This is a genomic window from Streptomyces sp. NPDC003943, assembly GCF_053605265.1.
Genome location: NZ_JBSGIW010000024.1, coordinates 1 through 14,467, shown reverse-complemented (window position 1 = coordinate 14,467; position 14,467 = coordinate 1). Strand labels below are relative to the sequence as shown.

The 14,467-nt window shown below is 70.7% G+C and carries 12 protein-coding genes; 5 read left to right on the top strand and 7 right to left on the bottom strand.

Going from position 1 to position 14,467, the window contains the following annotated elements; translation table 11 throughout:
- Positions 1-164: 164 nt before the first annotated feature.
- On the bottom strand, positions 165-1,115 hold the full coding sequence (locus tag ACWEV0_RS13010; protein WP_453149095.1) for a glycoside hydrolase family 16 protein: 951 nt from the start codon (positions 1,113-1,115) through the stop codon (positions 165-167).
- Between the two features lie 351 nt (positions 1,116-1,466).
- Between ACWEV0_RS13010 and ACWEV0_RS13005 the strand changes: the two genes are divergently transcribed.
- From ACWEV0_RS13005 to ACWEV0_RS12995, 3 genes are all read left to right on the top strand, one after another.
- Positions 1,467-1,703, top strand: a complete 237-nt coding sequence (locus ACWEV0_RS13005; RefSeq protein WP_453149093.1) for a hypothetical protein — start codon at positions 1,467-1,469, stop codon at positions 1,701-1,703.
- A 233-nt stretch (positions 1,704-1,936) separates the two neighbouring features.
- Positions 1,937-4,018, top strand: a complete 2,082-nt coding sequence (locus ACWEV0_RS13000; RefSeq protein WP_453149189.1) for a bifunctional polysaccharide deacetylase/glycosyltransferase family 2 protein — start codon at positions 1,937-1,939, stop codon at positions 4,016-4,018.
- A complete protein-coding gene (locus ACWEV0_RS12995) occupies positions 4,015-5,280 on the top strand; it encodes an acyltransferase family protein (RefSeq protein WP_453149092.1) in 1,266 nt (421 codons plus the stop codon). The genes ACWEV0_RS13000 and ACWEV0_RS12995 overlap by 4 nt, the downstream gene beginning before the upstream one ends.
- A 152-nt stretch (positions 5,281-5,432) precedes the next feature.
- Here ACWEV0_RS12995 and ACWEV0_RS12990 read toward each other — a convergent pair whose 3' ends face one another.
- From ACWEV0_RS12990 to ACWEV0_RS12980, 3 genes are all read right to left on the bottom strand, one after another.
- Positions 5,433-6,017, bottom strand: coding sequence for a potassium channel family protein (locus ACWEV0_RS12990; RefSeq protein ID WP_453149090.1), 585 nt, complete (start codon positions 6,015-6,017; stop codon positions 5,433-5,435).
- The gene (locus ACWEV0_RS12985; protein WP_453149089.1) at positions 6,014-6,877 is read right to left on the bottom strand and encodes a YhjD/YihY/BrkB family envelope integrity protein; all 864 of its coding nucleotides are present in this window, start codon (positions 6,875-6,877) and stop codon (positions 6,014-6,016) included. The genes ACWEV0_RS12990 and ACWEV0_RS12985 overlap by 4 nt, the downstream gene beginning before the upstream one ends.
- A 152-nt stretch (positions 6,878-7,029) precedes the next feature.
- Positions 7,030-7,872, bottom strand: coding sequence for a hypothetical protein (locus ACWEV0_RS12980; protein ID WP_453149088.1), 843 nt, complete (start codon positions 7,870-7,872; stop codon positions 7,030-7,032).
- A gap of 363 nt (positions 7,873-8,235) precedes the next feature.
- On the opposite strand from ACWEV0_RS12980, the gene ACWEV0_RS12975 reads away from it, so the two are divergent.
- Entirely contained in the window at positions 8,236-9,534 is a 1,299-nt protein-coding gene (locus ACWEV0_RS12975) for a cation:proton antiporter (protein ID WP_453149086.1), read from the top strand.
- A gap of 167 nt (positions 9,535-9,701) precedes the next feature.
- On the opposite strand, the gene ACWEV0_RS12970 is transcribed toward ACWEV0_RS12975, so the two are convergent.
- Positions 9,702-10,130: a DUF7144 family membrane protein gene (locus tag ACWEV0_RS12970; protein WP_453149084.1), complete on the bottom strand. Its 429-nt coding sequence runs from the start codon at positions 10,128-10,130 to the stop codon at positions 9,702-9,704.
- A 284-nt stretch (positions 10,131-10,414) separates the two neighbouring features.
- Here ACWEV0_RS12970 and ACWEV0_RS12965 point away from each other — a divergent pair, with 284 nt between their 5' ends.
- Entirely contained in the window at positions 10,415-11,722 is a 1,308-nt protein-coding gene (locus ACWEV0_RS12965) for a PP2C family protein-serine/threonine phosphatase (protein WP_453149082.1), read from the top strand.
- 45 nt (positions 11,723-11,767) lie between these two features.
- Here ACWEV0_RS12965 and ACWEV0_RS12960 read toward each other — a convergent pair whose 3' ends face one another.
- Both ACWEV0_RS12960 and ACWEV0_RS12955 read right to left on the bottom strand, forming a co-directional pair.
- On the bottom strand, positions 11,768-13,579 hold the full coding sequence (locus ACWEV0_RS12960; RefSeq protein ID WP_453149080.1) for an asparagine synthetase B family protein: 1,812 nt from the start codon (positions 13,577-13,579) through the stop codon (positions 11,768-11,770).
- A 66-nt stretch (positions 13,580-13,645) separates the two neighbouring features.
- Positions 13,646-14,467 (bottom strand): elongation factor 1-alpha C-terminal domain-related protein (locus ACWEV0_RS12955; protein WP_453149079.1); only part of this gene is annotated, 822 nt, incomplete at its 5' end.

Sequence of the window (14,467 nt, the reverse complement as noted above, 5' to 3'; positions counted from 1 at the left end):
CCCAGCACACCGTCGCCCGGCTGAGAACACCCCTCGCTTTACGGCCTGACGCTAACATGACCGCAGGTCAGGGCAGGGGCCCCTCGTTGTCGCCGACCGGGCCGGGGTGGCACGCACCGCGAAGCGACATGGCCGCCCCCCCGACGACCGTGCGGCAGGTGGGGTCAGGGCTTCGGGACGGTGTTGACGTAGTCGGTGCCGGTGCCGTGGAAGCCGTCCACCGTCTTCTGGAGGTCCGCCCGGGAGACGGCCTCGTCGGCCTTGTAGTAGACCCAGTCGACCTTCATGTCCCAGTCGCGCGGCCCGCCGGTGAAGGGGAGGTCGATGAACCAGCTGCTGAAGTGGATGTCCATCGGCTCGCGCGGGACGTACTTGCCGGAGCTGGTGAAGAGCTCCTTGCCGTCCAGGGAGTAGGTGACCTTTCCGTCCATGGCGGTGATCATCATGGTGTGCCAGCCATCGAGGCGCCGCTTGAGGGTGTCGTGAACCCGGTCCGGCGGGTCGGCCCTGTACCAGCTGACGTTGTCGAGCTGCGGACCAACCGAACCCCAGCCGCCGTTCGGCATGTACTCGAAGTCGAGTTCGCTGTAGTTCTCCGAGGAGTCCGACGGCGAGATCGGGAAGAAGGTCTGGACGAGGTGGTCGCCGTCGCGTCCGTTCGTGGGCTTGTCGCTGAGGTGGACCCGGGCGGCGAAGGTTCCCCTGAAGAAGTTCCGGCTCGTGGTCTGCGCCTCGACCTGCGTGGTGCCCTGCCCGGTGCCGTCGGTGGAGGAACGCAGTCGCAGCACCTTGCCCCCCTCGGCCGTCGGGTCGGAGGGGAAGGCGGCGCCGTCGGCGCTCCAGGTGCCCTTGATCCCCGGGCCGCCCCCGCCGGTACGGACCTCCCAGCCGTGCGCGGCGAAGGAAGGGTCGTCGGCGCCGGTGTAGTCGAAGTCGTCGAACAGGGTTCCCGGCGGTCCGGTGGGCGTCGGCGAGGCGTCCCGCGCGGGCCCGGCGGCGTCGGCGCCCCCGCCGGTCGCCGGGTCGGCGGAACACGCGGCGAGTACGCACAGGAGGGCGGGCAGCGTGAGCGCGGTCCACGCTCGGCGACGAGAGGTGCGGCGGGGCTGGCTCACACGGGCTCCTTGGGGCGTAGAGGCGGTGACTGGACACGCCCGTTGCATGCGGATCCATCGCTGATCGCATGAATCGAGCGGTCATCCTAGCGAAGGATTCAAGCCATCCCGTCTCGCGCTCGCGACCCGGCCATCCGAGGGTCCAGCACGGACCGTTGAGATACCGATCCGGTTACGACGTCTGATCGGACTGTGCCAAATACGTACATCGCTCACCAATCGATTCAGGCGATTCGCTACGGTCCGCTCTACGCTTCAGCGGTCTCCCCACCCTGCACAAAAAGGCCACAAGTCATGCGCCAAGTCGCCACATCCTCCGGGCGTGGATCGGTCTACTCAGCACAGCCCGGCATGGCCGAATCACGACACGGGGAGCCTGCTCCGGCACCGGTGTTCGTCGACCAGTCGGGTCTGCGCAGCCGTCTGCTGCGGCGCTTCGGCTGGCCGGTCTCCGTGGTCGGCGCGATCCTGGCGGCCGCCATGGGCAGCAGCCTGATCGGCATGCAGTCGGAGGCCCCGGCGATGGGGATACCGCCGAAACCCTCGTACCTGCCCACCAGGGGCCCCCTGTCACCCTCCTGGCCCTAGAGGGCGCGGTCTGCGACACCTCACGCGAAGAGTTCGGCCAGCACGCCGAACCTCGCGACATTCCACGACATACCGCGACCATCGTGCCGCCCTGAGCAACGCCTGCGGGGCGGCCGAGCGTGCCTGATCGTCCGCACCACCCATCTCCAGGAGCGCCCTTGTCCCGCCACCAGCGTCGTCGGCAGTCCTTGCTGAGGCCGCGCCGACTGGCTGCGCCGCCGCTGCGCTTCTTCATGCCGCTGTCCCTGCTGGCCTGCCTGCTCGCACTCCTCGTGCTGCGCGGCCTCGCCACCAACGAGGCGTTCCACGACACCCGGATCGCGACGTCGGTGGACAAGACGACCGTGCCGGAGAACCTGCTCAAGGGCGGCCCGGTCATCGACGCGCGCGGCACCAAGAACGAGCGCCCGGTGAGTTATCGGATCCCCGACCACACCGTCGTCCTGAGCTTCGACGACGGCCCCTCGCCGGACTGGACCCCGAAGATCCTGGACCTGCTCGCGGCCTACAACGTCCGCGCGGACTTCTTCGTGACCGGCGCGATGACCACGCGCCACCCGGAGCTGATCCGGCGGATCGTCGCGGACGGCCACGAGATCGGCGTGCACACCTTCACCCATCCCGATCTGGCGTTCCAGTCCCACGCCCGGATCAGCTGGGAGCTGGCGCAGACGCAACTGGCGCTGGCCGGCGTCGCGGGCGTCCACAGCGCGCTGTTCCGTCCGCCGTACTCCTCCGACGCCTCGGCGCTCGACGACTGGAACTACCCGGTGATCAAGTACGTGGGCGCGCACGGCTACCTCACCGCGTTCATCGACCGCGACACCGACGACTGGAAGCGTCCCGGCGTCGACGAGATCGTCAAGGCGGCGATGCCGCGCAAGCCTGGCGCGGGCGAGTTGATCCTGCTGCACGACGCGGGTGGCGACCGTACCCAGACCATCGCCGCCCTCGAGCAGATCATCGTGAAGCTGCAGGGCGAGGGATACCGCTTCACCACCGTCTCCGAGGCGCTCGGCGCCACCAACGCCACCGTGCCGGTGCGCGGTTACCAGCTGTGGGCGGGCAAGTGCTTCATCTGGGCCAGCGAGGCCGCCGTGCTCACCCTGCCGGTGCTGGTCACGCTGCTGGCCGTCGTCGGCTTCCTCAACTTCGGCCGCTTCGCGCTGATGCTCGTCCTCGCCCCGCTCCACGCCCGGCGCCACCGGCGGCGGAACACGGGGGGACCACCCGTCACCGAGCCGGTCACCGTCCTCGTCCCGGCCTACAACGAGCGCGAGTGCATCGCGAACACCCTCAACTCCCTGATCGTCAGTGACCATCCGATCGAAGTGATCGTCATCGACGACGGCTCCACGGACGGCACCGCGGACATCGTCGAGGAGATGAACCTGCCGTTCGTCCGGCTGATCCGCAAGGTCAACGGCGGCAAGTCCAGCGCCCTCAACACCGGCATAGCGGCCGCGTCGCACGACATCATCGTGATGATGGACGGCGACACCGTCTTCGAGCCGTCCACCGTGCGCGAGCTGGTCCAGCCTTTCGCCGACCGCGGGATCGGCGCGGTCGCGGGCAACGCCAAGGTCGGCAACCGCGACAGCCTGATCGGCGCCTGGCAGCACATCGAGTACGTCCTCGGCCACAACCTGGACCGCCGGATGTACGACATGCTCAACGTCATCCCGACCATCCCGGGCGCGGTCGGCGCCTTCCGCAAGGAGGCCCTGCAGCGGGTCGGCGGGATGAGCGACGACACCCTCGCCGAGGACACCGACATCACCATGGCGCTGCTCTGCGACGGCTGGCGGATCGTCTACGCCGAGCGCGCCCGCGCCTGGACCGAGGCCCCCGCCAGCATCCAGCAGCTCTGGTCCCAGCGGTACCGCTGGAGCTACGGCAGCATGCAGGCGATGTGGAAGCACCGGCGCGCCGTGACCTCCCGGGGTCCGGCCGGGCGCTTCGGCCGGATCGGGCTGCCCCTCGTCGTGCTGTTCGGCGTGGTCGCCCCGCTGCTCGCGCCGCTGGTCGACATGTTCCTGCTGTACGGCGTGCTGTTCGCGGACGCCCCGATCACCCTCGCCAGCTGGGGCGGTTTCATCCTGCTCCAGGCCGCGCTGTCCTGGTACGCCTTCCGGCTCGACGGCGAGAAGCCCCTGCATCTGATCAGCCTGCCGATCCAGCAGCTGGTCTATCGGCAGCTGATGTACATCGTCCTGTTGCAGTCCACGATCACGGCGCTGACCGGTGGCCGACTGCGCTGGCAGAAGCTCCGGCGCACCGGCGAGGTCGCCGCACCAGTGGAGGCCCGACCGTGACCGCATCCTTCGGGTTCGGAAGTACCCAGGACACCGTGCAGCTGCGCATCCCCGCCGTTCTGCGACGGGAGCCGGAGCCGGAGCCGGCGGCCGAGCCGTCGCCACCGTCCCCGCGCAAGGGCGGCCGGGACCGCTATCTCGACCTGCTGCGCGCGCTGGCGCTGATGCGCGTGGTGCTCTACCACAACTTCGGCTGGTTCTGGCTGCCCATCGTCTTCCCGTCGATGGGAGTGATGTTCGCGCTGGCCGGGTCGCTGATGGCACGTTCGCTCAGCCGTCCCGCCCTGGGCGTCATCCGGGGCCGTCTGCGTCGGCTGCTGCCGCCGATGTGGCTGTTCGGCGCGGTCATGCTCACCCTCGAGATCGTCGACGGCTGGGGACCCGACGCCGAGGGGCACCCCAACTGGTGGTGGGGCAAGCTGCTGTTCTGGCTCGTGCCGCTGAGCACTCCGCCGTACGCCGAATCACTGAACGGTTTCGACCATCTTGTGGGGCACGGCTGGGCGGTGCAGGTCATCGTCCCGCTCTGGTACCTCCGCGCGTACCTCTGGTACGTCCTGCTCTCACCGCTGATGCTGTGGGCGCTGCGGCGGATGCCGGTGGTGACGCTGTTCGTGCCGCTCGCGCTGGCGATCGTCATGAACACGTTCTTCGTCGACCAGGAGTTCGTCTACAGCCGGGTCTGGGAGACCGTCAGCGACTTCGCCACGTTCGGCTCCTGCTGGGTCCTCGGCATGGCTCACCAGGAGGGCCTGCTCAAGAAGATCCCGCAGTACGTCGTGCCGTCCGTCGCGCCGCTGATCATGGTGGCCGGCTTGTGGTACCTGGAGACCCGACCGGTCGATCCGACCGTCCCCACCGACATCGAGAGCTGGCCGATAGCCCAGGCCCTGTGGTCCTTCGGCTTCGTCGCCATCCTGCTCCACGTCAGTCCGTCCTGGGAACAGTGGCCCCGACCGCTGGAACGCTGGAACGGCCTGGTCAGCCTGCTCAACGCACGCGCTGTCAGCGTCTACCTCTGGCACGAGACCGCGCTGGTGGCCGCCATCCCGCTGATCGACCCCCTCTGGTCCGTCGGCTTCTTCTACGAGCACCTCCAGTGGCTGCTGACCAGCGAGTGGTTTCCGTTGATGGTGGCGATCCCACTGATCGCACTGCTGGTGCTGACCTTCGGCTGGGTCGAGGACGTGGCCGCGAAGCGCTCGCCGCGGCTCTTCCCGTACCCGCGCCGCGTCCGGGGCAGGCGCCGGGCCCGCGCCTGACGCGGGCCGGCGCCGGCGCCAGTCGTATCCGTCGACGGGGGGAGGGGGCATGGGGCCGGCCGTCGCCGGCGGCGTTCGCGGTCACCCTGCCGGCGGGAGCGCACTGCCAAAGCGCCGTCGCGACCGGCGTGAACCCGCGCCCGGACCCGGCGTCAGCGTCCATTGCCCCCGTCCTGGAGGCCGTCCGGGGGTGAGGTCCTGCGGTCCAGACCCTGGCGGACCGCTGCCAGAATGGTCTTGACGGCCAGGCCGAGGACGATCAGGTTGGTGATCATCTGGACGGTGACCAGCAGCCGTGCTGCCTGACTCTTGGCGGTGATGTCGCCGAAGCCGACGGTGGTGAACACGGTGACGGTGAAGTAGAGGCCGTCCGTGTGGGAGAGGTGTTCCTCGATGCTGCCCGGCGACAGCGCTGCCAGCGCGACGTACGCGCCCGCGAACAGCAGCAGGAAGAACGGGACACAGGTCGCCAGCGCTTCGACGGCGCGCAGCCCCGGGTGCGGGGAGCGCAGGATCGATCGGACCTGCACGGCGACCAGGACGACGAAGCCCGCCAGCCCGGTCAGGAGGGTGGCGAGGGCGGCGGCCATGGAGCCGCGGTCCAGGGGCAGCAGGTAGTACGCGGTCACCAGCACCGCGACCGTGCCGACGACACGGAGCACGGTCCAGGTGATGCGGCGGAACGAGGGCCGGGCGCCGGCCTGGGCCGGGCCCGCCGGGCCGGGGGCAGAGGTCATGATGCCCGCCGCATCTTCTTGAGCGCGGCCCGGAAGGACAGGCCGCGGTCGTGCCACATCATGCCGACGGCGGCGCCCAGGGTGATGACCACTCCGATCGCGATGAAGAACGACATGAGGGCGAAGACCACCCCGATCGGCCCGTACTTCTGGTCGTAGCTGATGACCATGCCGGAGAAGACGAAGTGGAACACCACCAGCATGCCGACCCAGAACCCGCCGGTGGCGACGGCGCACGGCAGCAGCCTGCGCCAGGCGACCTCGCCGGCCAGCAGGAACCACATCGTGAGCCACCAGAATCCGATGGTCGCGGCGATGCTGACGACCCACCACGCGGCCGGTGCGGCGGAGTGCAACTCGTGCCCGGCCGTGGTGCCGACGGCGGTCCAGGCCACGACCCCGGCCAGCCAGACCACCGCGCGCAGCCTGTCCCGTGCGCCGTGCGGACGGACCTCGAACACCTGCTGGTACAGGATCTGGAACGCGGAGGCTGATGCGACGCCGCCGAGGACGAAGAAGACCCACGACATGCCGGTCACCGCCGAGGTGGTGGCCGTGGAAGAGGTGAACAGGTGACCGACCTCGGCGGCGGCCTCGTGGTTCAGGCCCAGCCGCTCACTCAGGAACGACACCGCCGACCGCCCGGCCAGAGCGGCGACGATCAGCATGAAGGGGACAGCGCACAACAGCAGCGTGGCCGCCAGCAGCATGGCCCGGTTCAGGAAATCCACCGCGTCCAGCCGGTGCCACAGGTTCTCCGCCCAGGACCCGGAGTACTTCGCCTTGCCCCACTCGGCGGCCCGCCGCGTACGCCGGGCGTTCCTGCTCGGCGGCGCGCTCTCAGCGGTGGTCCGTGGCACGTGGTTGTCGCCCGAATCACCTCGGGATCTGCCCCTCGACCGCATGATGCATCCTTCCGGCAATGACCCTGGGTCGATGATCGCCTGGAAACCCTCGCGCGGACGCGTCACGCGTCGTTGGTGTCACCGTGTCACCGTGTCACCTCAACGCCTCACGGCCGTTCGAAGAGCTGGAGCACGCCGCCGGCGGAGAAGCAGAGGGCGCCGGTGAGAGTGCCCCAGTTGGCGATGTCGGCGTTGACCAGGCTGCCCGTGGCGGGGCGGGTGAAGGCGGCGAGCGCCGAGACCATGAAGAGGACGGAGCCGAGCTGGTTGACGGCGACGATCCACCAGCCGAGGTCGTGCGGCAGCAGACGCGGCCGGCCGTGGGAGACCTCGACGAGGCCGAGGTGCCCGGAGATCAGGAAGAGCACGCAGCCGATCACGTCGGGCGCCCAGATCAGCCGGTTGATCTGTTGCACGGTCAGGCCCTGCAGGAAGGAGTCCAGCAGGTCGACGGCGAACACCAGGGTGCCGGCGAACAGGACGAACGTGCTCAGCCAGTCGACCCGTGCGGGCTCGTAGCTCCACCACCGCCAGCGCGGGGTGACCAGGGCGCCTGCGCCGCCGGGGGTGTGGCGCGGGGCGTTGATCACCTGGAGCAGGGACACGTAGCCGCCGGTGTTGAAGCACAGACCACCGGCGAAGTAGACGCAGGCGCTGGTGGTGGCGTCGCCGGAGCCGAACTGGGCGACGGCGGCACCCGCCGCGAAGAGGATGCCGCCGACGACGAAGGCGGTGGCGGCGACGGCGTTGAGCCTGCGCAGGCGGCGGAGCGCGGTGTCGTCCGCGCCGGCGTGCCGGGCGGTGGCCGCTCCGGGCGGGTGGACCGCGATGATTCCGCGACGCCGGGCGGGCCGGGACTCCCACACTGCGGTACCGCCGTCGGGAGGCCGCCAGGTGAGCCGCGTGGTGAACGGTCCAGCGCCCTCGGCGTGCTGCTCGGGCCGCCTCATGCGACCCCATTCGGGCGGGTGCCGTCTCCTGCTTCACTCATGGCATCTCCCCGGTTCACCGGGTTCGCTGCACACCCTTCGACTCTGCCAGAGCTCATCGGAGGCGGCCCGGTGCCGGAGCGCTTGTTGGTCCGATCGGCCGAGTGTTCGCATGTCGGCTGCACCAGGGGCCGTGGAGGACGGTGCGAAGACCTGACGCGCCGAGCTGGAATGTCGCTGCCGTGCGCGGAGCAGCCGCTGTCCGATGATGAATGGCCTCCTGAGTTCTTCACCGATGGGTGGTCGAGTGCCAGAGACCGTGTCAGGTGCCTTGTGCCGTAGGCCGTCTCCGGACCGGTGCCCGGCGGCGCTGGTGAGGTCAAGGTGAGCGGCAGCGCGTGGACCGGTGCGGCCGTGGCCGCCGTCTCGGCCGCGTACGCGCTCGTCTCACGGCGGCTGGCCACCACCGTCGTGTCCGCGCCGATGGTGTTCACCGCCTGCGGAGTGGCGATCGGCCCGCTGGGGCTCGGCCTTCTCGATCTGGGACACGACGCGGGGCCCGTGCTGAGCCTGGTCGAGGCCACTCTGACGCTCGTCCTGCTCACCGACGCGATGTCGGTGCGCCGAAGGGATCTGAGCCTCGGCGGGTTCCTGCCCGGTCGCCTGCTGGGCATCGGCCTCCCCCTGACGATCGGGGCCGGATGGCTCCTGGCATGGCCTCTGCTGCCCGGTCTGACCGCCTGGGAACTCGCCCTGGTCGGTGTGATCCTGGCGCCGACCGACGCGGCTCTGGGCAAGACGGCGGTTTCCAGCCCGAGCGTTCCGCCGCTCGTCCGCAAGGGACTCAACGTCGAGAGTGGTCTCAACGACGGCATGGCGCTGCCCTTCTTCGTCCTGTTCCTCGCGGGCCTGCCCGGCACGACGGCGGCGGAGGAGGGAACCGGCGGGGTCTTCTTGCGGGCGCTGCTCCTGAGCACCGCGCTGGGCCTGGCCGTCGGCGGCATCGGCGGGTGGGTGCTGCGCCGGGCGCGCAGGAACGGGTGGGTCGACGACGGCTGGCGGCAGGTGTTCGTCCTGGCCGTGGCGGCGGGCTCGTACACGCTCGCGGTCGCCGCCGACGGGAGCGGGTTCATCGCGGCGTGGGTGGCCGGCTTCGCGTTCGGTGACTCTCTCCGGCAGGAGGCGAGGGCGGCGATGCCGCCGCCCGCCGAGGACGACACCGCCGACCTGGGCGACCACCTCGCGGAGCTGCTCGCGTGCCTGAGCTTCCTGGTCTTCGGGGCCGTCCTGCTGGGTCCGGCGCTGGAGCAGCTGGACTGGCGGGTCATCACCTACGCCCTGCTGAGCCTCACCGTGGTCCGGATGCTGCCGGTCGCCCTCTCCCTGGCGGGCAGCGGTCTGGCCCTCCCCACGGTCGCCTACGTCGGATGGTTCGGGCCGCGCGGGCTCGCCTCCGTGGTCTTCGGGCTGCTCGTGGTGGAGGAGCACGTGCCGGGGGTCCCGCTTCTCGGGCGAGTGGTCGCCGTGACGATCGCGCTGAGCATTCTGCTGCACGGTGGCTCGGCCGTCTTCCTGGCGGAGCGGTACGGCGCCTGGCACCGGAAGGCGGCCGCCCGGCGGCCCGGCCTCCGGGAGGGACCGGCCGAGACACCGGAGGCCCGAGCTTCGGCCGGCACGCCGTGATCCAGGGGCCGACGACGGAAGGAGCCGCATGAGTTCTGACGGGTGCCCAATCGGTGGCGTCCGTGGGGAGGCGAACCCTCCGGTACGTCAACTCCTCCACGACCGGGACACCGTGATGGGCCGGCAAGCGCCGCCGGTTCCGTGCGTCGCGGGCCGGCGGCTGCGCATCAGTCGTGTCCGGCCGTTCTGGTCATTCCGGCGCACAGAGCCCAGATCACGATGGCGTCGATGACGATCAGCATGATGGCCCAGAACGGGTAGTAGGGAATCCACAGGAAGTTGGCGAGCATGCCGAGTCCGGCGAGGGCGATGCCGACGACGCGCGCCCACATGGCGCCGGAGAAGAGGGCGATGCCCGCCAGGACGATGAGGATGCCCAGGATCAGGTGGATCCAGCCCCATCCGGTGGTGTTCATCTTGAAGGTGTAGTCGCGGGTGATGACGATCAGGTCGTCCTTGGCGATGGCGGCGATCCCCTCGAATATCGCCATGGCACCACCGAAGATCATCATGACGGCTGCGAAGACCGTCCAGCCGGTGACGAACGGCCTTCGAGTGGTCCGGGCCCCTCTCGGCGCACTGACGTTGCTGGCCATGGTTCGGGCTCCTTCGAGAAGAACGCCGTCGCCACATCGGGCGACCTGGTCGGAGGCTCCGTATCCAGGTTGCCACGCCTGGCGCCTCGCAGCACCTTCCGGCAGGGCGTCGCTGAGATCACGCCGAGACACGCTTCGTGCCAACGCCCGGCCCCGGGGGTCCGGGCTGGCACGATGCTCCTCATGCATTCCGTACCGAGTGTCGCCGCGGCCGGAGACGGGGCAGGCGGGCGCCCGTGACCGCGGGAGGCGAAGAGCCATCGGGGCAGGCGCGGACTCCTGACGTGCCGCCCGGACAACGGCTGGACGCTCAACTGGACGAGATCGCCGAGAAGCTGCGAGAGCTGGCCACGGCCAAGGACCGGCTGCAGGGCCTGCTGGACGCGGTGCTGGCCCTGAGCCGGGAGGACGATCTGCCCGCGGTGCTGTACCGCGTCGTCGCCACCGCCATGGACCTGACCGGTGCCCGCTACGGGGCGCTGGGCGTCCTGGACGAAACCGGTGAGGCGCTGGAGCAGTTCATCACCGTCGGCCTGTCCGAATCCGAGCGCGCCGACCTGGCCGGCACCGACCTGCCGCACGGGCGCGGGGTTCTCGGGCACCTGATCCACAACCCTCAGCCGCTGCGGGTCGACGACATCGCCTCCCACCCCGCATCCGTCGGATTCCCGCCCGGTCACCCGCCGATGCGCACGCTGCTGGGGGTCGCCATCAGCGTGCGGGGCACGATCTACGGCGACCTGTACCTCTCCGAACGCGGTGACGGGCGGCCCTTCGACCACGAGGACGAGGACGTCATCGTCACCCTGGCCGGCGCCGCGGGCATCGCGATCGAGAACATCCGTCTGCTCGAACAGGTCCGTGGCAGCGCCGAGCGCTTCCAGCGCCTGCTGCTGCCCACCCTGCCCGACCTGCATCCCTTCACCGGCGCCGCCGTCTACCGCCCCGCCACCGCCCCCGGCCACCTCGGCGGTGACTGGTACGACGCCATCTGGCTGCCCGACAACGCCTGCGCCGTGGTCATCGGCGACGTCGTCGGCCACGACCTGCACGCGGCCGCCGCCATGGCACAGACCCGCAGCATGCTCCGCGCCCTGCTCTACGACCGGCTCACGCCGCCCAGCGCCATCCTCCACCAGCTCGACCGCACCCTCCACGCCATCACCGACCTGCCCGTCACCACGGCCTGTCTCGCTCGCATCGAACGCGCGCAGAACGGCTGGACGCTGCAATGGAGCACTGCCGGCCACCTTCCCCCACTCCTGATCACCCCGGACGGGCAGGCGCGATACCTCCATGCCGAGCCCGGCCTGCCGCTGGCCGTGAGCACGGAACTGCCCCGCCCCGACCACACTCAGGCCCTGCCGCCGGGAGCCACCGTGGTCTTCTACACGGACGGACTCACCGAGCACCCGGCACACTCCGTCGACGACGGCCTGGACCGGCTCGCCGAACTCGCCCTCACCTACATCGGCCTGCCCCTGCAGGACTTCGTCGACACCCTCGCCGACCACCACCCCAGCGACGGCCACGACGACATGGCGATCCTCGCCCTCCGCACCCCAACGCAACCGGACGGCACGGGCGTCTGACCGCACGCCAGGCGATCGCGTCCGTGAGGAACGTGCCGGGTGACGCTACGCCGCGACCGGCTCCGGCAGCGCGCGGTGGTGCACGGCGGCCGGGCGCAGGACGCGGAGTTCCTGGCGCCAGAGCTCGTGGACCAGGACCGCCCACAGGGCGGCGGCCGTGTCCGGGGCGGGGTGTCTCGCCTGGGTGGAGATCAGGTTCGAGACGGCGGCGGGGTCCCAGCGTTCGTCGAGATGGGTCTCCCGCAGGATGTCCTGGGCCAGGTCCATCAGCGCGGAGCCGGGCCGCAGCAGCTCGTCCGCGCTGACGTCGGTGCTGCGCGCGCTGCGGCGGAGCGTGCTCGCCGGAAGATAGCGCTGCGCTGTCTGGAAAATCAGGTCATCGCCCGTTGCGGGGTGTGCGGAGAGGCTTCTCGCGAAAGCGGAGACGGCGGGCTGGAGATAAGGGAAGCGGGCCTCCACCGACCACGCGGTGCTCACATGGTCGATCTGGCGGAGCTGGTGGGCGGGCAGCCGCCAGCCGGTCTCCACGGTGGCCAGGGTGCCGAGCCGGTCTTCGCCTCCGGCGCGCAGGATCTCGGCGAGCCGGTCGGCGGCGGTGCCCCGGAAGCGCAGGTAGTCGCGGTAGTCCGCGCTGTAGAGGGAGGTCCGGAGGGAGCGCGGCACGCCGGCGAGGGAGTCCAGGTACGGGCCGATCCACGGCCGGCCCGGTGGGGTCATGAGGGCGTGCCGCACGCGCTCGTGCGCGCCGAACAGCTCGCCGGCTCCGGCGGCCGTCAGCGCGACCGTGTAGCCGGCGCCGCGGACGGCCCGGAAGAGGGCGTAGCGGCCGGGGGCCGCGGGATCCGCGTGCGGCTGGCCCAGGTGCCAGATGGTGCGGGGCAGGAGTTCCACGAGTTCGTCGGGGTCGAGGACGACGTCGTGATGGAGGGTCCCGCTCCGCCGGGCCGCGGCGCAGACGGAGGAGTGCCAGCGGCCGCGGTACACCACGTGGAAGCTGTGCAGCGGGCCGCCGTCCAGTTCCCTGAGCTGGCGGGTCGCCATGGCGTTGACGAGATGGGAGTCCGCGCCTTCCGTCACGACGCCGCACACGGGCACGTCGGCGCGGGTGAGCCGGGCCATCTCCCCGCGCAGGATGTCGCCGAGGTCCGCCGCCCCGCCGGGGGGCTGCGCCGCGGCCGGGGCCGGTGCCGGGGGCGTACGACGGTGCAGGTGCAGCCCGTCGAATCCGTTCGCGACGGCCGTGGTGCCGGGCGGCAGGGTTCTGATGCCTGCCAGGGCCGTGCGGTCGTCGGCATACGTGCCCACGGACAGGTACTCGTCCAGGGCGGCGGCCCGTTCCACCGCGGGGACCTGGCCGAAGGCGAGCAGGCCGGGCAGCTCGGAGGCGAAGCGCACCGAACCGTCGGGAGCGGTGTGGTGGTAGAGCGTCTTCATGCCGTGGTCGTCGGTCGCGAGCACGAGGCGGGGCCGCCGGCGCAGGTCGATCACGGCGATGCTGAACATGCCTTCCAGGTGCTCGGCGAAACGCGTGCCGTGCTCGGCGTACAGGGCCGGCAGGACGGAACCGTCACAGATGTCGGTGAAGACGTGCCCCCGGGCCCGCAGCCGGCGGCGCAGCTGGTGGTGGTTGTAGATCTCGCCGTCGAAGACCACCGCGATGCCCGGGAGCCGCGGACACCGGTACGGCTGGGCCCCGCCGCACGGATCCAGGACGGCGAGCCTGTTGCAGCCGAGGGACCATGTGTCGCCGCGCAGCACGCTGGTGCCGTCGCGGCCGCCGTGCAGTTGCCGCCCGGCGACCGCGTTCAGTTCCACCGCGCTGTTCGGTGCGCCGAACGCCCCGAAGATCCTGGACACACACTCTCCTTCGGCTCATTGCTCGCCGCCCGGTCCGAGGGCGGGTACGTCGGGATCAGGTCGGAATCAGAAGGACTCGCCCGCCATGCCGGCCGCGAGCGTGGTGCCGTCGGCCGGGTCGATCAGCAGGAACGAGCCGGTACGGCGCGAGTCGGCGTACGAGTCGAGCGCGAGCGGTTCGGCGGTGCGGACCGTGACGCGGCCGATGTCGTTGGCGACGAGCTGACCCGGGTTCGGGTGCTGGGAGAGGTCGTCAAGGGTGAGCCGGGACGGGATGTCCTTGACGATCGCCTTGACGGTGCGGGTGGTGTGCTTGAGCAGTACACGCTGGCCCACCGTGAGCGGCTGGTCCGCCACATGGCACACGGTGGCCTCGACGTCCTGGCTGCTGTCGGGCACGGCGTCGGCCGGGACGACCAGTTCTCCGCGGGAGATGTCGATGTCGTCGGCGAGGAGCAGCGTGACCGACTGCGGTGCCCAGGCCGTCTCCACGCGCGTGCCGAGCAGGTCGATCGCGGTGATCGTCGACGTCCTGCCGGACGGGAGCACGGTCACCTCCTGGCCGACGTGGAGGATCCCGGCGGCGATCTGGCCCGCGTAGCCGCGGTAGTCGGGGTGTTCGGCGGTCTGCGGGCGGATCACGTACTGCACGGGGAAGCGGGCGGGCCGGCCGGCGACGTCGTGGTTGATCTCGACGGTCTCCAGGTGCTCCAGGACGGTCGGGCCCGCGTACCAGTCCATGGCGGTGGACGGTTCGACCACGTTGTCGCCGAGGAGCGCGGAGATCGGAATGGCGGTGATCTCCGGGACGCCGAGTTCGGAGGCGTAGGTGGTGAACTCCTCGGCGATGGCGGCGAAGACGGACTCCTGGTAGTCGACCAGGTCCAT

Bases quoted from the DNA above. Each gene is read 5' to 3' on its own strand.
- ACWEV0_RS13005 (WP_453149093.1), top strand. From the start codon at position 1,467: ATGGCCGAATCACGACACGGGGAGCCTGCTCCGGCACCGGTGTTCGTC.
- ACWEV0_RS13000 (WP_453149189.1), top strand. From the start codon at position 1,937: ATGCCGCTGTCCCTGCTGGCCTGCCTGCTCGCACTCCTCGTGCTGCGC.
- ACWEV0_RS12990 (WP_453149090.1), bottom strand. From the start codon at position 6,017: ATGACCTCTGCCCCCGGCCCGGCGGGCCCGGCCCAGGCCGGCGCCCGG.
- ACWEV0_RS12980 (WP_453149088.1), bottom strand. From the start codon at position 7,872: ATGAGGCGGCCCGAGCAGCACGCCGAGGGCGCTGGACCGTTCACCACG.
- ACWEV0_RS12970 (WP_453149084.1), bottom strand. From the start codon at position 10,130: ATGGCCAGCAACGTCAGTGCGCCGAGAGGGGCCCGGACCACTCGAAGG.